General features: G+C 59.3%; 20 protein-coding genes. 12 read left to right on the top strand and 8 right to left on the bottom strand.

Features of this window, described 5'->3' with window-relative positions:
• Nucleotides 1–33: 33 nt before the first annotated feature.
• The 9 genes from U5K34_RS07855 (at nt 34) to U5K34_RS07815 (ending at nt 7830) form a co-directional block, all read left to right on the top strand.
• The gene (locus tag U5K34_RS07855; RefSeq protein WP_322567833.1) at nt 34–1329 is read left to right on the top strand and encodes a peptidylprolyl isomerase; all 1296 of its coding nucleotides are present in this window, start codon (nt 34–36) and stop codon (nt 1327–1329) included.
• Nucleotides 1326–2321, top strand: a complete 996-nt coding sequence (gene pdxA, locus U5K34_RS07850; protein ID WP_322567832.1) for a 4-hydroxythreonine-4-phosphate dehydrogenase PdxA — start codon at nt 1326–1328, stop codon at nt 2319–2321. The genes U5K34_RS07855 and pdxA overlap by 4 nt, the downstream gene beginning before the upstream one ends.
• Before the next feature lie 5 nt (nt 2322–2326).
• Nucleotides 2327–3106 (top strand): 16S rRNA (adenine(1518)-N(6)/adenine(1519)-N(6))-dimethyltransferase RsmA, encoded by a 780-nt coding sequence (gene rsmA, locus U5K34_RS07845; protein WP_322567831.1) that lies wholly within the window; start codon nt 2327–2329, stop codon nt 3104–3106.
• Between the two features lie 330 nt (nt 3107–3436).
• Nucleotides 3437–5080: a chemotaxis protein CheW gene (locus U5K34_RS07840; protein ID WP_322567830.1), complete on the top strand. Its 1644-nt coding sequence runs from the start codon at nt 3437–3439 to the stop codon at nt 5078–5080.
• 12 nt (nt 5081–5092) lie between these two features.
• The gene (locus U5K34_RS07835; RefSeq protein WP_322567829.1) at nt 5093–5605 is read left to right on the top strand and encodes a hypothetical protein; all 513 of its coding nucleotides are present in this window, start codon (nt 5093–5095) and stop codon (nt 5603–5605) included.
• Nucleotides 5606–5670: 65 nt separating this feature from the next.
• Nucleotides 5671–5970 (top strand): late competence development ComFB family protein, encoded by a 300-nt coding sequence (locus U5K34_RS07830; protein ID WP_322567828.1) that lies wholly within the window; start codon nt 5671–5673, stop codon nt 5968–5970.
• Between the two features lie 29 nt (nt 5971–5999).
• On the top strand, nt 6000–6386 hold the full coding sequence (gene apaG / locus U5K34_RS07825; protein WP_322567827.1) for a Co2+/Mg2+ efflux protein ApaG: 387 nt from the start codon (nt 6000–6002) through the stop codon (nt 6384–6386).
• Between the two features lie 4 nt (nt 6387–6390).
• Nucleotides 6391–6993 carry a class I SAM-dependent methyltransferase gene (locus tag U5K34_RS07820; RefSeq protein WP_322567826.1) on the top strand — a complete coding sequence of 201 codons (603 nt, stop codon included), beginning with the start codon at nt 6391–6393 and terminating at the stop codon, nt 6991–6993.
• 3 nt (nt 6994–6996) lie between these two features.
• Complete coding sequence (locus tag U5K34_RS07815) at nt 6997–7830, top strand: symmetrical bis(5'-nucleosyl)-tetraphosphatase (protein WP_322567825.1); 834 nt, start codon at nt 6997–6999, stop codon at nt 7828–7830.
• 201 nt (nt 7831–8031) lie between these two features.
• On the opposite strand, the gene folA is transcribed toward U5K34_RS07815, so the two are convergent.
• The 5 genes from folA to U5K34_RS07790 form a co-directional block, all read right to left on the bottom strand.
• On the bottom strand, nt 8032–8538 hold the full coding sequence (folA, locus tag U5K34_RS07810; RefSeq protein WP_322567824.1) for a type 3 dihydrofolate reductase: 507 nt from the start codon (nt 8536–8538) through the stop codon (nt 8032–8034).
• Between the two features lie 310 nt (nt 8539–8848).
• Nucleotides 8849–9682, bottom strand: a complete 834-nt coding sequence (locus U5K34_RS07805) for a thymidylate synthase (RefSeq protein WP_322567823.1) — start codon at nt 9680–9682, stop codon at nt 8849–8851.
• A gap of 472 nt (nt 9683–10154) precedes the next feature.
• Nucleotides 10155–11093 (bottom strand): hypothetical protein, encoded by a 939-nt coding sequence (locus tag U5K34_RS07800; protein WP_322567822.1) that lies wholly within the window; start codon nt 11091–11093, stop codon nt 10155–10157.
• A gap of 75 nt (nt 11094–11168) precedes the next feature.
• The gene (lgt, locus tag U5K34_RS07795) at nt 11169–11960 is read right to left on the bottom strand and encodes a prolipoprotein diacylglyceryl transferase (protein ID WP_322567821.1); all 792 of its coding nucleotides are present in this window, start codon (nt 11958–11960) and stop codon (nt 11169–11171) included.
• Between the two features lie 102 nt (nt 11961–12062).
• Nucleotides 12063–13262, bottom strand: coding sequence for a class I SAM-dependent rRNA methyltransferase (locus U5K34_RS07790; RefSeq protein ID WP_322567820.1), 1200 nt, complete (start codon nt 13260–13262; stop codon nt 12063–12065).
• Between the two features lie 135 nt (nt 13263–13397).
• Between U5K34_RS07790 and U5K34_RS07785 the strand changes: the two genes are divergently transcribed.
• From U5K34_RS07785 to U5K34_RS07775, 3 genes are all read left to right on the top strand, one after another.
• The gene (locus tag U5K34_RS07785) at nt 13398–15482 is read left to right on the top strand and encodes a thioredoxin domain-containing protein (RefSeq protein ID WP_322567819.1); all 2085 of its coding nucleotides are present in this window, start codon (nt 13398–13400) and stop codon (nt 15480–15482) included.
• Between the two features lie 126 nt (nt 15483–15608).
• Nucleotides 15609–16229: a hypothetical protein gene (locus U5K34_RS07780; RefSeq protein ID WP_322567818.1), complete on the top strand. Its 621-nt coding sequence runs from the start codon at nt 15609–15611 to the stop codon at nt 16227–16229.
• Between the two features lie 59 nt (nt 16230–16288).
• Nucleotides 16289–17002 (top strand): DUF429 domain-containing protein, encoded by a 714-nt coding sequence (locus U5K34_RS07775; RefSeq protein WP_322567817.1) that lies wholly within the window; start codon nt 16289–16291, stop codon nt 17000–17002.
• Nucleotides 17003–17565: 563 nt separating this feature from the next.
• Here U5K34_RS07775 and U5K34_RS07770 read toward each other — a convergent pair.
• From U5K34_RS07770 to U5K34_RS07760, 3 genes are all read right to left on the bottom strand, one after another.
• Entirely contained in the window at nt 17566–17802 is a 237-nt protein-coding gene (locus U5K34_RS07770) for a YdcH family protein (RefSeq protein ID WP_322567816.1), read from the bottom strand.
• Nucleotides 17803–17950: 148 nt separating this feature from the next.
• Entirely contained in the window at nt 17951–18874 is a 924-nt protein-coding gene (locus U5K34_RS07765) for an alpha-E domain-containing protein (protein WP_322567815.1), read from the bottom strand.
• Nucleotides 18871–20328 carry a circularly permuted type 2 ATP-grasp protein gene (locus U5K34_RS07760; protein ID WP_322567814.1) on the bottom strand — a complete coding sequence of 486 codons (1458 nt, stop codon included), beginning with the start codon at nt 20326–20328 and terminating at the stop codon, nt 18871–18873. Before U5K34_RS07760 ends, U5K34_RS07765 begins: the two co-directional genes overlap by 4 nt.
• Nucleotides 20329–20419: the final 91 nt, after the last annotated feature.

Raw genomic sequence — 20419 nt, 5'->3', positions numbered from 1 at the left:
TGGCGGTCTGTTGTTAACCGCTTGACTCATATCATGAAACACCTTATCAGTGGCCTGCTGTTCGGCCTTGTGGCGCTGAACGCCGCCCCCCTCTCTGCCGCCCCGGTCCAGGAACTCGATCACGTGGTCGCCATCGTCAATGACGATGTCATCACCCGGGTCGAACTGGATGAACGACTGGAGCGCATCAAAAGTCAGGCCCGGCAACAGCAGCAGCGCCTGCCCGATGAAGCGACCCTCGAACGCCAGGTGCTGGAAAATCTGATCGTCGAGGAATTACAGCTGCAACTGGCGGAAAAGGCCGGCATCCGGGTGGACGACGAGAGCGTCAATCAGGTCATTAACAACATCGCCCGCGAGAACAACCTGACGCTGGACCAGTTTCAGGAAGTCCTGCGCCGCGACGGCATGAGCTTCGCCGCGTTTCGCGAAAACATCCGCAACGAGATTATTATCAACCAGCTGCGCAAGCGCCGGGTCGAGGACAGCGTCAACGTCACCGAGCAGGAAGTGAACAATTACCTGAGCAACATGGAAAACCGCCAGGGGCTGAACGACGAATTCCGTCTCGGCCACATCCTGATCGGCGTACCCGACGGCGCCACCCCGCAGCAAATCCAGCAGGCGGAAGCCAGAGCCCGGCAGGTCTATAACCGTCTGCGCCTGGGCGCCGACTTTCACCAGACTGCCGTGGCCGAATCCAGTGGCCAGAATGCCCTGCAGGGCGGCGACCTGGGCTGGCGCAAGGGGGGGCAACTGCCCAGCGCGCTGGCCGACATTATCGTCGACATGGAACCGGGCGATATCAGCGAACCCCAGCGCAGTGCCAGCGGCTTTCATATCATCAAGCTGCTGGATCGGCGCAGCGACGAGCAGCGGCGCATCGTCGAGCAGACCCTGGCCCGGCATATCCTGATCCGGCCCAACCAGCTGGTTTCCAATGCCGACGCCCGCCAGCGGCTGGCGCGCCTGCGCGAGCGGATTCAACGGGGCGAGAGCTTCGCCGATCTGGCCCGCGCTCACTCGGATGACACCGGTTCCGCCGCCGAGGGCGGCAGCCTGGGCTGGTTCAGTCCCGGCAGCATGGTGCCCCGCTTCGAGGAAGTCGTGAACCGCCTCGAGCCGGGCCAGATCAGCGAACCCTTCCAGAGCCGTTTCGGCTGGCACATTGTCGAGGTAATTTCACGCCGCAAGCACGACGACACCGAACAATACCAGCGTATCCAGGCCCGTCAGTCCATCCACAAGCGCAAAAGCGATGAGGCCATCGAACAATGGCTGCGTCAGCTGCGCGCCGAAGCGTACGTGGAAATCCGGCTGAACCAGTGACACCGCGGCCGCCTACCCTTGCCATTACCCCCGGCGAGCCGGCCGGCATCGGTCCCGATTTGCTCATTCAGGCCGCCCAGCAGCCTCGCGAAGCGGCCCTGGTGGCGCTGGCCGATCCGGAACTCCTCGAACAACGGGCTCGCCAGCTGAACCTGCCGCTGGGCCTGCAGCCCTGGGCCCCCGGCGATCCGCCGGTGACCGGCGCCGGAGTGCTGGCCATTCAACCCATTTTGACAAACGCCCCCGTGACCGCCGGCCGACTCGATCCGGCCAATGCCAGCTATGTGCTGGCCTGCCTGGATGCCGCCGTGGCCGGTTGTCAAGCGGGCCAGTTTGAGGCGCTGGTGACCGGCCCGGTGCACAAGGGGGTGATCAACGACGCCGGCATCGCCTTCACCGGCCACACCGAGTATCTGGCCGACGCCACCGCCACCCCTCGCGTGGTCATGATGCTGGCCACCCCCGGACTGCGGGTGGCCCTGGCCACCACCCATCTGGCCCTGCGCGAAGTCCCCGACGCCATCACCCGCGAGAACCTGACCACCGTCATCCGTATCCTGGATCGCGAGCTGCGTCGTCATTTCGCCTGCGCCACGCCCCGGATCAAGGTGTGCGGCCTCAATCCCCATGCCGGCGAAGGCGGCCATCTGGGGCGCGAGGAGATCGAGGTGATCGAACCGGCGCTGGCAGCCCTGCGCCGCGAGGGCCTGGATCTGATCGGGCCACTGCCGGCCGATACCCTGTTCACGCCGGCCGGGCTGGAAGGGATCGATGCGGTGCTGGCGATGTATCACGATCAGGGCCTGCCGGTGCTCAAGCATATGGGCTTTGGAAAGGCGGTGAACATCACCCTGGGCCTGCCGTTCGTGCGCACCTCGGTGGACCACGGCACGGCGCTGGAGCTGGCCGGCAGCGGCCGCGCCGATCCGGGCAGCCTCGGTTATGCCATCGAGGTCGCCGGCGAGATGCTTCGCGTGGCCGACCCCGCCTGACCGCCATGACCCGCTCCTCGCATCGCCCGCGCAAACGCTTCGGCCAGAACTTTCTGCACGACCCGGGCGTCATCCGGCGCATCCTCGACGCCATCGCGCCGCGCCCGGACGATCCGCTGGTGGAGATCGGCCCCGGTCAGGGCGCCCTGACCCGACCGCTGCTGGAGACGGTAAACCAGCTGGACGTGGTCGAGCTGGATCGGGATCTGCTCCCGCAACTCGAGGCGCTCGATGTCGACGGCAAACTGCGCGTGCACAATGCCGATGCCCTGCGTTTTGATTTTTGCCCGCTGCGCGCGGGAGAGGCCAGACTGCGTCTGATCGGCAATTTGCCCTATAACATCTCTACCCCGCTGCTGTTTCACCTGATGGAACAGCTGGCCTGCATCGCGGATATGCATTTCATGCTGCAAAAGGAGGTGGTCGACCGGATTACCGCCGTCCCCGGCAGCAAGACCTATGGCCGGCTCGGCGTGATGCTGCACTATTACTGCCGGGCCGAACGACTGTTCAGCGTCCCGCCGGGCGCCTTCCACCCGGCCCCCAAAGTCGAGTCGGCCATCGTCCGCCTGGTCCCGCATCCCGAACCACCGGTGGCCGTCAACGACGTCCAGCAACTCGCCTGGCTGGTCAATCGCCTGTTCAGCCAGCGGCGTAAAATGCTGCGCCACTCCCTCAAGGGCTATCTCAGCGAGGCCCGCCTGCGGGAACTGGGCATCGACCCCACCGAACGCCCCGAACAACTCGACCTGGCCGCCTTCGCCACCCTCGCCAACGCGCTCTAGTCTTTTTTCAAACACTCTGGGAATAACGCGGAGAACGCAAAGGCGCAAAGTTCGCAAAAGAGTGTCTTATTACCAGCGCCCAATAATTATGATGAGACTTCTCATGAAGTCAGACGAAAAATGGCTTTGCGATGAGCCTGCCCGTGATAAATAAAGAGTCAAACTGATAGAACCACAATAAAAACTGTGCGTCCTTTGCGCCTTTGCGTTCTTTGCGTTAATAAGGGCGAATGAGAAATGGGACCGGCGCCCCAAATGCCCACAGATGCTATTAATAACCGCCGCGCCGGGCCGCTATAGAAGGACAACCATCCCGAGCTGACACGGACTATGGCTTCTTTGCACGATGCCGATGCCCTGCTGATCTATCAGGTGGGGCCGGTGCGCTGTTGCGCGCCGACCGGGCCTGTTGAACAGATTGTGCTGCCACCGGATCTGACCCATCCGCCAGGCAGTGACGCCGCGCGTCCGGGGATTTTCCGCCATGGCCGGCACATTGTCAGTGTCATCGATCTGCGCCAGCGCTTTGGTATCGATCCGGCCGACTGGCAACCGGGGCGACTGGTCATCACGCAACTGACGCGGGGCTATACGGGGTTCTGGGTGGATCGGATCGTGGATGTCATCCGCTCTCCCACCGAGGGCTGGGGCGGGCTGCCGCCCCATCTGCCGCGCGACGCCTTCAGCCGCACCCTGCTCTACCGGGATCGGATTCACCTGTATACCGATTTCGAGCAATTGCCCCACCTGCACCCGGCCGGCTTTTTGCGCCAGTACCTGGCCCGGCTGGAGCCGGCCGCGGAACCTGAACCCCCCGTGGCTCAACCGGTCAGTGAGCACCAACCTCGTGCCTCACAGTCTGACGCCGCGCCCGGGCGAGAAAACACCCCGCCCCCGACCGCCGCAACCCGATCCGCTCCCGAACCGGCCCCGACACCCTCCTCGCCACCGCCACCCGCCGTCGCGCCGCCGCAACAAACGTCCAGGCCCGCCGAAGCCACGACACCCGCCCCCCCGGCAACGCCGACACGGCCGACTGCCGCGGCCGGGACGGGTAAACCACCGTCTTCGCCATCGCGCGCCGCCTCCGACACGGACCACCCCGCGGCCGGCAGGCAAACGGTACCGCCTGTTGCGGACACCACCCGCCCCACGCCGGCGCCGCCAACGATGTCGAAATCTGCCCCGACGCCGACCACAGAAGAGACGGGCGGCGGGTTCGGAGTATTGCTCGTTCTGCTGCTTCTGCTGGGCGCTGGTGCCGCCGGCGTTTATCTGTGGTATCCGACGGGCGACATCCCGGATCCGCTGCCGGTGACAAGCCGTGAGCAGCCGGCCCCGCGTCCCGCCCTGCCGACACCGCCGCCGGAGCGCCTGAGCGAGGTTGCCCCCCGCTCAACCACTGGCGAACCGATCGCCCCTGCGGTCCCGACAGAAGCGCCCGCCAGACCGGAGCCTAAACCGGAACCGGAACCGGAACCGGAACCGGAATCAGATTCGGCATCAGCACCGCAAACCCCCTCCCAAGCGCCGACCCCGGCAGCGGATACGCCGCACCTGCTCGGCGACCTGGTCCGTTCGGACCCGCCCTACCGGGCCCGTATCGAGCAGGACAGCGAGGGTATTACGTTGATTTTCGAGGCGCCGGCGCCCGCCGTTCCGGCCGTGGCCACCTCGCCGGACGCGCCGCTCAACGGCCCAGGGCCGAAGGACGATGGTGCCCCGGCAACGCCGCCGGCTGACGGGCAGGCCGACGCCCCCGCGTCGGACACCCCGTCCACGCCCCCGCCCCGCCGGGAGGAAATCGTGCACGTCGTCGCCCGCGGGGATACCCTGTGGGACATCGCCCAACGCTATGTGGACAACCCCTGGCGCTATCCCGAACTGGCCGAAAACAGCGAGATTCACGACCCGGATCGGATCTACCCCGGCGACAAGGTCCGCATCATTATCTATCGTGGCCGGCAGCCGTGATAAAATCGCGCTATGTCCACGTCCCCCCTCGATCAGGTAATGAGCTGCGCCGCGGCCGGTCTGCCGGCCCTGCGCCAGGTGCTGCAGCCCTACGATCTGGCGGTCGTGGTGGTCGCGGATCACGCACCGTTGCCGGGCAGTTTCTGGGGCGATCCCGAAGCCGGCCTGATCGGCGCTCGCCTGTTCATTCGCCCGCACACGCCCGTCCAGTCCGCCCTGCATGAAGCCTGTCACTATATCTGCATGGATCCCCAACGCCGGGCCCAACTGCACACCGATGCCGGCGGCGGTTATGACGAGGAAAACGCGGTCTGTTATCTGCAGGTCCTGCTGGCGGAGCAACTGCCGCAAGTGGGCCGCCAGCGCATGTGGCAGGATATGGATCGCTGGGGCTACAGCTTCCGCCTCGGCAGTGCCCGGCGCTGGTTCGAGGAAGATGCCGACGAAGTCCGTCACTGGCTTGAGCAACAACACCTCATCGACACCGGGGAGCGACCCACCGGCCGGCTGCGCCAGAGCGCGTAATACGGTCAAGTTAAGGCACGACACACCGATACAGGAAGCATGGCCCCGCCAGCACAGGAGACGACATGGCGTTTGAATCGATTCACAACTATTACGAACAACTGGTCCTGGATCAGCTGCTGAAACTCACCGACAGCGAGTTGCGCGACGAGAGTGACGAGAGTGACGAGAGTGACGATTTTCTCTCCGACATTGCCTGCGTTGCGCTCAATCAGTTACCACCACGTTATGTTCGCCACAATGTTGATACGGCCTTTTACATGACCCAGGAAGAACGCGAGGCGATAGACCAGGAGGTCGACAAGGCCGTGAAAAAGGCGATTGACTATGTCAACAAACACCGCGATGATCACCAGCCGCAATAAATCAACCACAGCCTACGGCAGTTAACCCAATGGATGAAGCCAGCCCCGAATATAATACACAGGTAGAGGTGGAAACCGCCTATATCGAGGAGCAGTCCGATTCGCAAGAGAACCGGTACGTTTTCTCCTATACCATCACCATTCGCAATGACGGTTCGGTCGCGGCCAAATTACTGACCCGTCACTGGATCATCACCGATGCCGATGGCAAGGTACAGGAAGTGGAAGGGGAAGGCGTGGTGGGTGAACAACCCCATCTTGAACCCGGGGAAAGATTTCGTTACACCAGCGGCACAGTACTGGAAACCCCGGTCGGCAGTATGCAGGGCACCTACCATATGATTGCCGACGATGGGGTTGAATTTGACGCCGAGATCCCGCCCTTCACGCTGGCTATACCCCGCACCCTGCATTAATGACATGTCGCTCAAGCACAGTTACACACTGCTCGCGCCCCTCTATGATCTGATCGTTAACGGCCCGACTGCCGGCATGCGCCACAACAGCCTGAGGCGGCTCGCCGAGGCAACGGATCAAAACATACTGGTCAGCGGTATCGGCACCGGGCTGGATATTCCCGCTCTGCCCGCCGGTCCCGTCTATACCGGCGTGGATTTGACCCCGGCCATGTTACGCCGCGCGCAACGGCGCGTCGGACAGCGCAATGATATCCGGCTGCACTGCGGCGATGTGATGCGCCTGCCCTATGCCAATGAACAATTCGATATCATTTTAATGCACCTGATCCTGGCCGTCGTGCCGGAGCCGGAACGCGCCCTGCACGAAGCCGCTCGGGTCGTACGCCCCGGCGGGCGCATCCTGATCCTGGACAAGTTTCTGCGCCACGATGAGCGCGCGCCGCTACGACGGGCATTGAACAGCGTGATCCGCCATATCGCCACCCGCACCGATGTCGTGCTGGAACCGTTACTGGCAGAATGTCCGCAATTACAACTGGTTGAGGAAATCCGGCTGGCACCGGGCGGCTGGTTTCATCAACTCGAACTGAGAAAAACAGACTAGTTTATGGCTATCTATGCAATCGGCGACCTGCAGGGTTGCCATGACGAATTTCGTGCCCTGCTGGATAAACTGCGATTCGATCCCGAACGCGATCAACTCTGGCTGGTCGGCGACCTGGTCAATCGCGGTCCCAAATCCCTGGAATGTCTGCGTTACGTCAAATCACTTGACCCCGCGGTCACCGCCGTTCTCGGCAATCACGATCTGCATTTGCTGGCCCTGGCCGAAGGCGTGGGCAGCACCAATGATGCGGGCATGCAGGCCATACTGGATGCACCGGATGCCTCGGAACTGCTGGGCTGGTTACGCCAGCGGCCATTACTGCATTACGATGCCGAACTCGATTATTGCCTGGTGCATGCCGGCATCTATCCGGGCTGGACCCTGAGTGAGGCACAACAGTATGCGAATGAACTCGAAACGGTATTACGCGGTGACGACTATCACGCGTTTTTTCAGCATATGTATGGCGATCAACCGGCAGACTGGTCGCAACAACACGCAGGCTGGGTTCGATTACGCTTTTTCTGCAATGCGTTTACCCGCATGCGCTTTTGCCAAAAGGATGGTTCACTGGATTTAAAGGCCAAAGGCAGCCCCGACGCCCCGCCGGACAACTGCTACCCCTGGTACGACCTGCCGCAACGGGTCAATATCGACACCACGATCCTGTTCGGCCACTGGGCCGCCCTGGGCCTGCACATAGAAGGCAACGTCCACTCACTCGACACCGGCTGCGTCTGGGGAGGCCAGCTCACCGCCTACCAGCTCGGCCAGCCCGCCGACCGCCACATCACCACCCAGTGCCCGCAAAACTGCCAACCCGGCACGCCCTGAACCTCGTCTAGATATAACAGTGGGAATAACGCAAAGAACGCAAAGACGCAGAGGGCGCAAAGAAATAATTTTTTGTTTATTAATTGCCGGGTGGTTCTAATTATTGATCAACCCGTTCGGCTCAAACACGTCCGATCATGTCAATGCTTCCTTTGCGTTCTTTGCGCCTCCGCGTCCTTTGCGTTAATTCCGGAATATTTTCTATTTGTGCTCGAGAATGACGTAGTCGTGGGGATAGGGGTTTTTGTCGTCGGCGGGATGGTGATGGCGTTCGGTTTCCTGCCATTCGTTCGGATCGAACTCGGGAAACCAAGCGTCGCCTTCGATGTCGGCGTCGACATACGTCAGGTACAGACGATCGGCGCGCGGTAATATCTGTTCGTAAAAGGAGGCGCCGCCAATGATCATGATCTCATCCACCTCCCCGGCCGCCTCAATGGCCTCGTCGATCGAATGGACCACCACGGCACCTTCGGCCCGGTAGTTTACATCGCGACTGATAACGATATTGGTGCGTTTGGGCAGCGGCTTGCCGCCGAACGATTCAAAGGTCTTGCGCCCCATCACGATCGGCTTGCCCAGGGTATGTTGTCGAAACCACCGCATATCCGCCGGCAGCCGCCAGGGCAGCCGATTTTCGATCCCGATCACCCGCTGCGGCGTCAATGCCGCAATCAGCGAAATCCGTGGTGATGTATCCTGTGACATAGATCAGTTCCCTGAACAATATTCTTTCTACCGGAGCAGAAGTCAAAATATTTAACTCTCGCAGAGGCGCAAAGCAAGCCCGCCGAGGATAAAACGTATTGTTTTACTTTGCGCCTCAGCGCCTCTGCGAGAGACAAACTGTTTCCTGCGCTTTGACCGACCTTCATGTAGGTCACGTTGGCGATAGCCTGCGTGACATTCTCTAACAGCCGTCGTTCTAATACAGAGACGATACAGAGAATGTCAGGTAGCGCTCCGCGCAACCTGACCTACGACTTACGACTGCCGACTGCCATCTGCCAACTTCGCCTTATATCGCCACCGGCGCCTTGATATGCGGATGATACTGATAGTCGACCAGTTCGAAATCATCGAAACGAAAATCGAACAGGTTATCGATGGCCGGGTTGATCTTCATGGTCGGCAGCGGGTAGGGCTGGCGGCTCAGCTGTTCGTCGGCCTGCTCCAGATGATTGAGATAGAGATGGGCGTCGCCCAGGGTATGCACAAAGTCACCCGGCTGCAGATTGCAGATCCGGGCCATCATCATGGTCAGCAGGGCATAGGAGGCAATATTGAACGGCACACCGAGAAAAATATCGGCACTGCGCTGGTACAACTGACAGGAGAGTTTGCCGTCGGCCACATAGAACTGGAAAAACGCATGACAGGGCGCCAGTGCCATTTTATTGTTACGGGCATTGGCCTGCGGTGAGACGGATTCGTCGGGCAGATCGGCCACGTTCCAGGCACTGACAATGATACGCCGCGAATCGGGCTTGTGTTTGAGCTGCTCGATTACCTGGCTGATCTGATCGATATGCCGGCCATCGGGGGTTGGCCAGGAACGCCATTGAGCCCCGTAGATAGGACCCAGGTTGCCGTTTTCGTCGGCCCATTCATCCCAGATAGTCACCTTGTTATCGTGCAGATAAGCGGTATTGGTGTCACCGCGCAAAAACCACAGCAGTTCATGAATGATGGAACGTAAATGCAGACGCTTGGTCGTTACCAGCGGAAACCCCTGCGCCAGGTCGAAACGCATCTGGTGACCAAACACACTGAGCGTGCCGGTGCCGGTTCGATCGTCCTTGCGCGTGCCGTTGTCCCGCACATGCCGCATCAGCTCAAGATACTGTTTCACGTCGACGCCTCATTCACAGGTGGCTGTTTGTTGGTCGATTTTATCACGCCTGTGAGTCCGGCTCTATTGCCGTGTGGGTAACATAACCGCGGAATGCCCTGAATCCACTGCCAGGAAGGGGGAAATGAAAGCCCCGCAGGAGGCGAGTCAGGCAGTGGAGCGTTCCACGCACCATTATCATGGTCGAAATGATAGAGCGCAGGACGCTCTGCCGACCCGGCTATAATACTCTCGCGGAGACGCAGAGCACGCTGAGAATGAGCGATATCAGCTTTCTCTGCGCCGTGGCGTCTCTGCGAGATATAAGCTTTTCCTTCTACTGCACGCCAGACCAGGCAGATATAACCACCGAACACACCAACACGCACTGAAAAAACCAGCCGGGGTTCAGGTGGAACCGCTTCGCTTGTTCCACCCTTACCGGGGTGGTGATCGGGTATTGGGAACTTTTATTTAAACCAGCCCGGAGGGTTTACCAGCTGTCACCGCCGGGCGGCCACTGCCCGCCAACGGCCTGGGTGAAGAATTCCTCATACACGTAGGGCAGGTCCATCAGTCTGCCAAAGCTGTGCTCGCCGAACATGCGCAGATCCGGGAACATGACCGCCAGCCGAAAGTGCGGATGCAGGGCTATGACTTTGCTGCCGTTGACCATGATTTCATACGGCAGATGGGCCGTGCGCCGTAACGGCTGGTGGTCGATCACATCCATGACAAATTTATCATTGAGAAACTTCTGTTCCTCCACATCGGCCTGCAGGCTGAGACCGTAGACGACCTGCTGTTTGCCCGGCACCTTCAGTTTGTAGACCTGGCCAATGCCGAAATTGTTGGTGGCCAGACCGCGCTCGACTTTGCGTACCGCCTGGGCATGGCTGCCGTGATCGACAAAATCGAAGAAGCCGTAAAAATCTTCCAGACCGAAGGTGTAGTTATAGCTCGGCAGTTTGTCTTCATCGATGCCGTCTCCGCCGAAATCCCGGTCAAAGCCGATCGCCTGTCCGAGACGGCGCTTCACCTGCGCCAGACGGGAACCCATATTGTAGGCCAGACCGATATACTCGGGGTTGTTGTAGCTGACCTGAATCTGCTTGCCGCCCTGCTGATTGGCCACCTCGGTGACCGCCACCTTAATGACCGCCCCAAAGCCGCCGTAATCACTCTGCCGGGCTACATTTTTCAATCTTTCGCTGGTCACGGCAAAAATATGCGCCCCGTCGTAAGGGCGGTAAGTGCCGATAATCTCAAAGCCGCCGCGTTCGAGCCGGCCCTGGACATCGCTCACCACGCGCGACATCTCGCTGTCGGCGATTCCGGCCAGCGAGAAGGGTTTGAGTTCAGCCGCACTGGCGGTGAGACTGAAACTCAGCATCAGCCCGATCAGCAGTGCACGTTGAATAAGTGCAAACATGGTCAATCTCCCTGGTTTGGTTGGGGGGCTCGCTCCTGTTATCGGCTGGCCCCGTATTTTACTGAATATTTTCCTCTAGCCCGTGGTTGCCGGGACAGGCTGCCGGTAGGCCGACCATAACAGGTAAAGTCCGGCAAGCATCAGCGGCAAGGTCAATAATTGCCCCATGGTCAGCCAGCCCCAGGCGAGATAGCCAATATGGGCATCCGGGGAACGTACAAACTCTATGGCAAATCGAAATACGCCGTAGCACAGTGCGAACATCCCCGACACTGCCCGCCGCGGTCGAGATCGGGCGGAGAACCACCACAGGATCACGAACAGCACCAGCCCTTCCAGAAAGGCCTCATAGAGCGGATTGGGATGGCGCGCCTGCGGTCCGGCCAGCGGGAACACCATCCCCCAGGGCAAATCAGTCGGCCGCCCCCACAGCTCGCCATTAATAAAGTTGCCAATGCGCCCGGCACCCAGCCCCAGCGGCACCAGCGGCGCGACAAAATCCAGCACCGCAAAATAGGCCTTGTGATATTTGCGGCAGAACAGCCACAGAGCCAGCATCACGCCCAGCAGGCCGCCGTGGAAGGACATCCCCCCTTCCTGGATCCGAAACAGCAACAACGGATCGTCCAGAAACGGGCCGAAATTATAAAACAGTACATACCCGACCCGTCCGCCGAGGATGACGCCCAGTCCCCCGTAGAACAGCAGATCATCGACCTGTACCGCCGTCCAGTTCGACCCCGGTTGGCGGGCACGCAGGCGACCCAGCCACCAGGCGCCGACGAAACCGATCAGGTACATCAGGCCATACCAGTGGACTGCCAGCCCAAACACCTCGAAAGCAACGGGATCAAAATCAACAATCATTAATGTATTCTCTTTTATCAAGCAAGGGCCGAGGACCCAGGGACGAGGGACGAGGGACGAGTTAAAAAGCAACAAAAAAGCCTCGTCACTCGTCCCTGTCGATTACATGGCCAGTAATCGACAGAAATAGGCTTTGAGATAATCGGTCTCGGGCATGGCGGCGTGCACGGGGTGATCGGGTCCCTGGTGGCCCTGCTCCAGTACCTGGACTTCCTGTTCCAGCTTGTGGGCCGCGCGGCGGATGTTGTCCAGCAGTTTTCGGCGGCCCAGGTGATAGGAACAGGAGGCCGAGATTAGCAGTCCGTCTTCGTTTAACAGGCGCATGGCCAGCCGGTTAATACGCCGATAGGCCAGCTCGCCTTCTTTCATATCCTTGCGGCGTTTGATAAAGGCGGGGGGATCGAGCACCACGATATCAAAGCGTTCGCCCTGTTCATGCAACTGGCGCAGAACATCAAACGCATCGCCAGCCAGAGTGGTCAACCCCTGCTCCTTGACCGCCCGCGCATTGGCCCGGGCGACCTGCAGATACTCTTCGGAGCTGTCCACGCAAATCACTTCACTGGCACCGGCATGCAGTGCCTGGACACCCCAGGCCCCCACATACGAGAAGACATCCAGTACCCGTTTCCCCGGCGCATAGGCCTGGCAGCGTAAGCGGTTCAGGCGGTGATCAAAATACCAGCCGGTTTTCTGGCTTTCGGCCAGTGGCACTTCAAAGCGCACCTTGTTTTCAATCAGTTCGATCCGGCCCGGCAGCTCGCCCTTGACCACGTCGGTATAGCGCGTCAGGCCTTCCAGTTCGCGGGCACTGCTGTCGTTACGTAAATAGATCACCGCCGGTTTGAGCAGTGTGTCGAGTACCTCGAGGATCGTGTCGCGCAGCACATCCATGCCGACCGTGGTGATCTGAACCACCAGGATCGTATCGAAGCGGTCCACTACCAGGCCGGGCAGTCCGTCACTTTCGCCGTAAACCAGCCGGTAATGGGGCGCGGCAAACAGCTCATGACGAAACGTCAGGGCGCGCTCGAGTCGACGCCGAATCAGTTGTGCGTCCAGCGTGACATCCTCCTGATGGCTGAACAGGCGGGCACAGATCAGGCTGTTGGGATTCACATAGGCACAGCCGAGTACGTTACCGCGATAGTCCGCGATCTGCAGTTGCTCGCCCGGTTCCAGCTCTGTCAGCGGGGTCGTTTTGACATCGACTTCGTTACTATAGACCCACAGGTGGCCGGTCTTGAGGCGCCGTTCTTCGCGTTTTTTCAGGCGAAGTTGACGCGGGGTGGCATCTGTCACGATTGGCTCATATCCTCGGGAAACAGTTGCCTAAGCTACAGAATTTGTGGTCCTTTGCGCAAGGGCGACAGCAACTTCGCGTTGCGGTATAGTTGAGCTTAATAGTCAGGAATTAACCTCATAGCGAGGAGTCTCATGAGCCGCCCCAATCGGCTGGCCGACGAAACCAGCCCCTATCTGCAGCAACACGCCGACAATCCGGTCCAGTGGTATCCGTGGGGCCCCGAGGCGCTGCAAATCGCGCGCGAGCAGAACAAACCGATCCTGCTCTCCATCGGCTACTCCGCCTGTCACTGGTGCCATGTCATGGCGCACGAATCGTTCGAAGACCCGGATGTGGCAAGGGTGATGAATGAGCTGTATGTGAACATCAAGGTGGATCGCGAGGAACGCCCGGATCTGGACAAGATTTATCAAACCGCGTTCCAGTTACTCAACCAGCGCGGCGGTGGCTGGCCATTGAATGTGGTGTTAACGCCCGACGACCACACGCCTTTTTTTGCCGGGACCTATTTTCCCAGGCAGGCCAGACACGGTCTGCCACCGTTCACCGAGGTGCTGCAAAAAGTGGAAGCCTTCTTTCGCGAACACGAGAGCGATATCCGCCAGCAAAACCAGGCCCTGCAGGACGCGCTGGCCCGAATGCAGGCCAGCGAGGCTAGCGGCAGCGGACAACTCGACAGCGGCCCGCTGGATGCCGCCCGGCATCAGCTGGCGCAAAACTACGATGCGACTTACGGCGGTTTTGGTCAGGCGCCCAAGTTTCCACACCCTTCCAATCTGGAGCGGCTGCTGCATCACTGGTTTTCCACCGCGCGCAACGGCAGGCCCGATCAACCGGCGCGGGATATGTTGCACCTGACCCTGCACGGCATGGGCAGTGGCGGATTGTACGATCAACTCGGTGGCGGCTTTTACCGTTATTCGGTGGACGAGAAATGGATGATTCCTCACTTCGAGAAAATGCTCTATGACAACGGGCCGTTGCTGCAACTCTATACCGAGGCCTGGCGGGCACTGGGCGATTCGGCCTTCAAACGCATTGCGCTGGAGACCGGCGAGTGGGTCATGCGCGAAATGCAAGCGCCCGAAGGCGGCTATTATTCCAGCCTCGATGCCGACAGCGAGGGCGAGGAAGGCAGGTTTTATGTCTGGACACCGACACAGGTAAAGGCCCTGCTGAGCGATGACGAATACGCCGTTGCCGCCCCACACTACGGACTGGATCGCAGCGCCAACTTCGAGGGCCACTGGCATCTGCATATCTTTACCGATCTGGAGATGATCGCCGAACGTTTGGCCATTTCCATTGAGGCGGCACAAGCGCGATTACAATCGGCCCGCCACAAACTGTTCGCCGCGCGCGAGCAGCGTGTGCGCCCCGGTCGCGATGAAAAGATCCTCACCTCCTGGAACGGTCTGATGATCAAGGGCATGGCCTGCGCCGGACAACACCTGGGGCGCCGGGACTTTATCGAATCGGCGCAACGCGCGGTCGATTTTATCCATGCCACGCTCTATCGCGATCAGCGCTTGCTGGCCACCTGCAAGGATGGCAAGGCGCATCTGATGGCCTATCTGGATGATTACGCGTTTATGATCGACGGCTTGCTGGAACTGCTGCAGGCCGACTGGCGCGATCAGGATCTGGCCTTTGCCGTGCAACTGGCCGAAACCCTGCTGGCCCAATTTGAAGATCGGGAGCAGGGCGGCTTCTATTTCACCGCCGACGATCACGAACAGCTGTTTCACCGGCCCAGGCCGACGCTGGATGAGTCGACGCCCGCCGGCAACGGGGTTGCCGCCAGCACACTTCAGCGTCTGGGACACCTGATTGGCGAAACCCGTTATCTTGAGGCGGCTGAACGCACGCTCAAGATGAGCTGGTCCGGCATCAACCAGATCCCCTATGCCCATTGCGCACTGCTACTGGCACTGGAAGAGCATCTCACACCGCCGCAGCTGATTGTTCTGCGTGGCACCCCGGCCTCGATGCAGCCCTGGGTTGAACGCTGCCATCAGGCCTACAGCCCGGCGCGGCAGTGCTATGCCATCCCCACCGACGCCCGCGAACTTCCGGGCCTGCTGGCCGAACGTCCCGCCGGCGAGGCCGAGGTCATCGCCTATCCCTGCTCCGGCATGAGCTGCCAGGCAGCGCTCACCCGCCTGGACGATCTGGAACGATGCCTGGAAGATCATTCGCTTGTCGGCGCGAAATAACCCAGTAAAACAGTAAACGCCTTCTTCCATTGTGTGTAAATTCCGGTAAATGGATTCCCTCCATTTTTCCGGAATGATAAAGTCAAACATCACGCTTACGACATAATATCGACGGGAAGGAGCGATATGGCTAACAATACAAAGAACCCTGTGCGGGCAAATGGCCGACAGATTTTCTTGCAGCAGTTCCTCAAACATCCTCTTCAGGTTGGTTCTATCATACCCAGCTCCCGCTTTCTGGAGCGACGCATTATCGAAACCGCCGGTGCCGATTCCGCCAGGGTCATCGTTGAACTGGGGCCCGGCACCGGCGGTACGACGCGCGCATTACTGGATGCCATGTCCTCCGATGCCCGTCTGCTGAGCATCGAACTCAATGACTTCTTTTACAAGGTAATCAGCCAGATTAACGACGAGCGACTCATCCCCCACCTGGGCAGCGCCTGCGACATCCAGGCGATCCTGGCAGAGTACGATCTTGGTGCCCCCGATGCAGTCATCTCCGGCATCCCCTTTTCGACCATGAGCCGCGATATGGGCACCCGGATTATCGAGTCGGTCTCATCCGCTCTGGCCCCTCAGGGTCGCTTCGTGGCTTACCAGACCCGCGATCGGGTCGCGACATTGTGCCGACCGATCATGGGCTCGGAACAGGCGCAAATGGAATTTTTCAATATTCCGCCGACGCGGATTTACCAGTGGCAGAAGAAAGTCAATGGTGAAGCTCACCAGCCACAGGTCGCGTAACCGGCTTTGCAGCCGGCCTGTCACACCCGGCGCTTTGTGACCCATGAAGAAACCGGATCGTGACGCAGGTACTGGGTATAGATGGCTGCCGTGCCGGCTGGTTCGCGATAATCAAGCAGGACGATCGCTGGTCGTATGCCCTCGCCCCGACGATCGACACCCTGCTAAACGATTACGGTGCGGCGGATCGGATTTTCATCGATATTCCTGTTGGCCTCGCTGAAGATCAGACCCGCCAGTGCGACCAGCTGGCCCGGCGCCTGTTAAGCCCCCATCGTCACAGCAGCGTGTTTTCCACGCCCGTGCGCAACGCAGTCTATGCGCCGGACTACACCACCGCCTGCCGGATCAATGCACAACAGACTGATCGCAAGATCACACGCCAGACCTGGAATATCTGTCCCAAAATCCGCGAAGTGGATACCTGGCTGCGTCAACACCCCAACGCCCAGTCCCGCATTTATGAATCCCACCCGGAAGTGGCATTTTATGCCCTCAACAAAGCGCATCCGCTTAAGACACGCAAGAAATCGCCCGAGGGACGGGAACAACGCCTGACATTACTGGCGCAGGTCATTGGCAACGCACGCCAGCTGTACGATCGGGCCGTTGGCCATTATCCACGCGCGCAGTTACAGACGGATGATATTCTCGATGCGATGGTGCTGGCCGTGATGGCCAGCTGCAAAGAAACCGACCACTGCTACCTGCCACAGCCGGCACCGGTCGATCGCCATGGCATTATGATGCGAATAGTCTATGCCGAACAGTAATTAAACCCGGGTAAACCGTCGCCTTTTGCGGGGAAACACAACCCGGCTGTGCCGCAGAAGGAAAAAGCGGAACTCTCGCAGAGACGCCAAGGCGCAGAGAAATCTGATATTGCTCTCATTCCCGGCGCGCTCTGCGTCTCTGCGAGAGTAGTAGGCCGGACATAGCAACGCGGTGTCCGGCAATCGTCTGAACACACCCAATCCACCGACGGTTCCAACCCCTGTTTTTTTCAGTGCGGGGCGGTGCCTTCGATGTTTCGGGGGTTATCCCTGTTTGGGGCAGGTGTGCCACAGAAGGAAAAAGCGGCTCTCTCGCAGAGACCGCCACGGCAAAGAAAAACTGAACGCGTTTATTTTTCGCGCACTTCACGTCTCTGCAAGAGGTTTACAGCCGGGTAGAATGCATCCTGCGCGCCATCATTTCGACCAGGATAACGATGCGTGAAACGTACCCTGTCCCTGATATCACCCCTGCGGGGATTTCATCATACTACCCGTATTGCGGTAGTAATTGATTCATCCATATCAGCAGGCCTCCAGCCATACGTGCTGGCACGAGGTACTCAGCCTTTGATCAGACTGAAAAGCTCGTCCTTGAGCTGGAGACGACGCATCTTGAGATCTTCGGTATATTCATCGGACGGCGTTTCATTACCCTCTTCAATCCGACGTACCTCGTGTTCGAGCTCATGATACTCATCAAACAGTTTGGCAAAATGCGGGTCATTGAGCTTGAGTTCGTGAATACGCTCCTTGTGTTCGGGAAACTCGTGAATCAAATCATGTTTTTCACCCAGCATGGGATTCTCCTTTTTAAATTGGCGATGAATGTGTCGATCCGGTTCAGGTTGCCGTACGCACCTGCGATGACCGACAGGATAATAAGTCAATCCAGAATATCATATTAACAGAGTCAACTCTGTCAGACATTGAGCCGGATCAGATAACTCAGAAATAACTGGCACTGATTTCCTGGTGCAGTTTGGCCAGCCCCACCTGGAGCGTATCGACAAAGCCATGCAACTCTTCCTGGTGCAGTTTTTCGGGCTTGGCGGACAGGACTTTTTTCTGCAGGCCTGTCAGGGTCTTGAGTGGCTTGTCGTTGTGCGGCAGATGCTGCAGGCAGTTTTCCACCTCGCAAATCGTATGGTAAAACGCCCGCGGGAAACGGCGCTCCTGTAACAAAAAGCGCAGCACATCCGGACGACGCACCCGGATGCGCATTTCACGCCGGTACATCTGATAGGCGGTCAGGGACTTGAGCACGCTCACCCACTGGATATTCTCGAACGGACTGAGATCCTCGCTCATTTCCGGCAACAGGGAAGCGGAGCGCACATCGACAATGCGCGTGGTCATGTCGGCCCGCTCCAGGTTGCGGCCCATGCGCAGAAAATCATAGCCTTCATCATGGGTCATGGTGCCGGCCAGCATGCCGGTCACGGTCTGGGCACCCAGTATGATCTGGCGCAGAAAGTCATCGCGCTTCCGCCGCCCCAGGCTGCTGCCGGCCAGTTCGCGAGCCTGCAGATAGTTGTGGTTGATCTGTTCCCACGCTTCGCGAGGAATAATATCGCGAATGGTGCGGGCATTTTCCCGCGCCTGGCGCAGCGTGCTGATGATCGAACCGGGGTTGGCCTGCTCGCTGACCATAAATCGCACCACCTGACGCTCATCCGCCGCATCGTGACGCTGATAGAACAGCTCATGGTTACCCAGGATATCGATGATCGGCTCCCAGCCGAGGCGCACCCGTTTGGGCAGATCCAGCAACAGAAGGCTGTTAACATTGATCAGCCGCGCGGTATTTTCCGCGCGTTCGATATAACGGGCGGCCCAGTAAATGTTGTTGGCAACGCGCGAAAGCATCATGTTCCCGACTCCATGTCGACGATCCAGGTATCCTTGCTGCCGCCGCCCTGCGAGGAATTGACCACGGTGGAGCCCTTGCGCAGCGCCACCCGGGTCAGACCACCGGTGGTGACATCGATTTTCTGTCCACTGAGAATAAACGGGCGCAAATCCAGGTGCCGCGGCTCGACCCGGTTGCCGATCAGGGTTGGCGCGGTAGACAGGGTCAACATGGGCTGCGCGATATAGTTACGCGGATCGCGACGGATCAGGTTGACGAATTTATCCCGTTCCTCCTGGCTGGCCTGGGGGCCAATCAACATCCCGTAGCCGCCCGACTCATTCGCCGGCTTGACCACCAGTTTGGCAAGATTTTCGATGACGTAGTCCCGTTCACTCTTGTTAATACAACGGTAGGTGGGGACGTTGCCGATCAACGGCTCTTCGTTCAGATAATACTGGATCATCTCGGGCACATAGGAATAGACCACCTTGTCATCGGCCACCCCGGCACCCGGTGCATTGGCCAGCGCCACGTTGCCCGCTTTCCAGGCCCGCATCAATCCCGGGACACCCAGCATCGATTCGGGATCGAACGCTTCCGGATCCAGGAACATGTCATCAATACGCCGGTAGATAACATCCACCTGTGACAGGCCTTCGATAGTGCGCATGTAAACCATATTGTCCTTGTCCACGACCAGATCCGATCCCTCGACCAGTTCCGCCCCCATCTGCTGGGCCAGGTAGGCATGCTCGAAATAGGCCGAGTTGTAGATGCCCGGAGTGAGCACCACAATTTCCGGCTGTTCAACGCCACGCGGTGCCAGTGAAGCCAGCATGTCATACAGCTGGGAGGGGTAGTCATCCACCGGCAGGATATTGTAATTCTCGAACAGCTCGGGAAAGACCCGTTTCATGATCTGACGGTTTTCCAGCATGTAGGAAACCCCGGAGGGGACACGCAGGTTATCCTCCAGAACATAGATCGTCCCGTCGCTGTCGCGCACCAGATCCGAACCACAGATGTGCGCCCAGATACCATGCGGGGGGTCAACACCCACACACTGGGGGCGGAAGTTTTTCGAATCCTTGAGCAGCTCTTCGGGAAAAACCCCGTCCTTGACGATCTGTTGCTGGTGATAGAGATCGTCAATGAACAGGTTCAGCGCCTTGACCCGCTGCTTGAGCCCGGCTTCCACCTGCTGCCATTCCTTGCGGTCGATGATGCGGGGAATAATATCGAACGGCCAGGCCCGATCGATGGAGCCCTCCTCTTCGGTATAAACCGTAAAGGTAATCCCCATGACATGGATGGCGGTCTCGGCCGCCGCCCGGTACTCTTCAATATCCCGGTCCTTGAGCGCGCGCAGATAGTCACACAGGACCTTTGCCGCCGGGCGTGGCCGCCCGCTGACCCGTATCAGCTCATCGTAAATTCCCTTGACCTTGTAGCTGCCCCAGCGTATCGCCATGGTGTTGATAACCTTCTGATTATATCGCTTCAAGCATAACGTGATGGACAATCCCAGGCAAATATACGACCATAAGTCAGGCTGTTACCAT

The organism is Thiohalophilus sp. (assembly GCF_034521165.1).
In the GTDB taxonomy this organism is placed as follows: Bacteria; Pseudomonadota; Gammaproteobacteria; order UBA6429; family Thiohalophilaceae; genus Thiohalophilus.
Note: the sequence above shows the minus strand (reverse complement) of the source record. Positions and strands in the feature narration are given on the sequence as shown.

Coding starts and splice junctions, on each gene's coding strand:
- U5K34_RS07785 (WP_322567819.1), top strand. CDS start 13,398: ATGAGCCGCCCCAATCGGCTGGCCGACGAAACCAGCCCCTATCTGCAG.
- U5K34_RS07770 (WP_322567816.1), bottom strand. CDS start 17,802: ATGCTGGGTGAAAAACATGATTTGATTCACGAGTTTCCCGAACACAAG.
- U5K34_RS07830 (WP_322567828.1), top strand. CDS start 5,671: ATGGCGTTTGAATCGATTCACAACTATTACGAACAACTGGTCCTGGAT.
- U5K34_RS07835 (WP_322567829.1), top strand. CDS start 5,093: ATGTCCACGTCCCCCCTCGATCAGGTAATGAGCTGCGCCGCGGCCGGT.
- U5K34_RS07800 (WP_322567822.1), bottom strand. CDS start 11,093: ATGTTTGCACTTATTCAACGTGCACTGCTGATCGGGCTGATGCTGAGT.
- U5K34_RS07855 (WP_322567833.1), top strand. CDS start 34: ATGAAACACCTTATCAGTGGCCTGCTGTTCGGCCTTGTGGCGCTGAAC.
- U5K34_RS07815 (WP_322567825.1), top strand. CDS start 6,997: ATGGCTATCTATGCAATCGGCGACCTGCAGGGTTGCCATGACGAATTT.
- U5K34_RS07820 (WP_322567826.1), top strand. CDS start 6,391: ATGTCGCTCAAGCACAGTTACACACTGCTCGCGCCCCTCTATGATCTG.
- rsmA (WP_322567831.1), top strand. CDS start 2,327: ATGACCCGCTCCTCGCATCGCCCGCGCAAACGCTTCGGCCAGAACTTT.
- U5K34_RS07765 (WP_322567815.1), bottom strand. CDS start 18,874: ATGATGCTTTCGCGCGTTGCCAACAACATTTACTGGGCCGCCCGTTAT.
- folA (WP_322567824.1), bottom strand. CDS start 8,538: ATGTCACAGGATACATCACCACGGATTTCGCTGATTGCGGCATTGACG.
- apaG (WP_322567827.1), top strand. CDS start 6,000: ATGGATGAAGCCAGCCCCGAATATAATACACAGGTAGAGGTGGAAACC.
- U5K34_RS07780 (WP_322567818.1), top strand. CDS start 15,609: ATGGCTAACAATACAAAGAACCCTGTGCGGGCAAATGGCCGACAGATT.
- lgt (WP_322567821.1), bottom strand. CDS start 11,960: ATGATTGTTGATTTTGATCCCGTTGCTTTCGAGGTGTTTGGGCTGGCA.
- U5K34_RS07760 (WP_322567814.1), bottom strand. CDS start 20,328: ATGGCGATACGCTGGGGCAGCTACAAGGTCAAGGGAATTTACGATGAG.
- U5K34_RS07840 (WP_322567830.1), top strand. CDS start 3,437: ATGGCTTCTTTGCACGATGCCGATGCCCTGCTGATCTATCAGGTGGGG.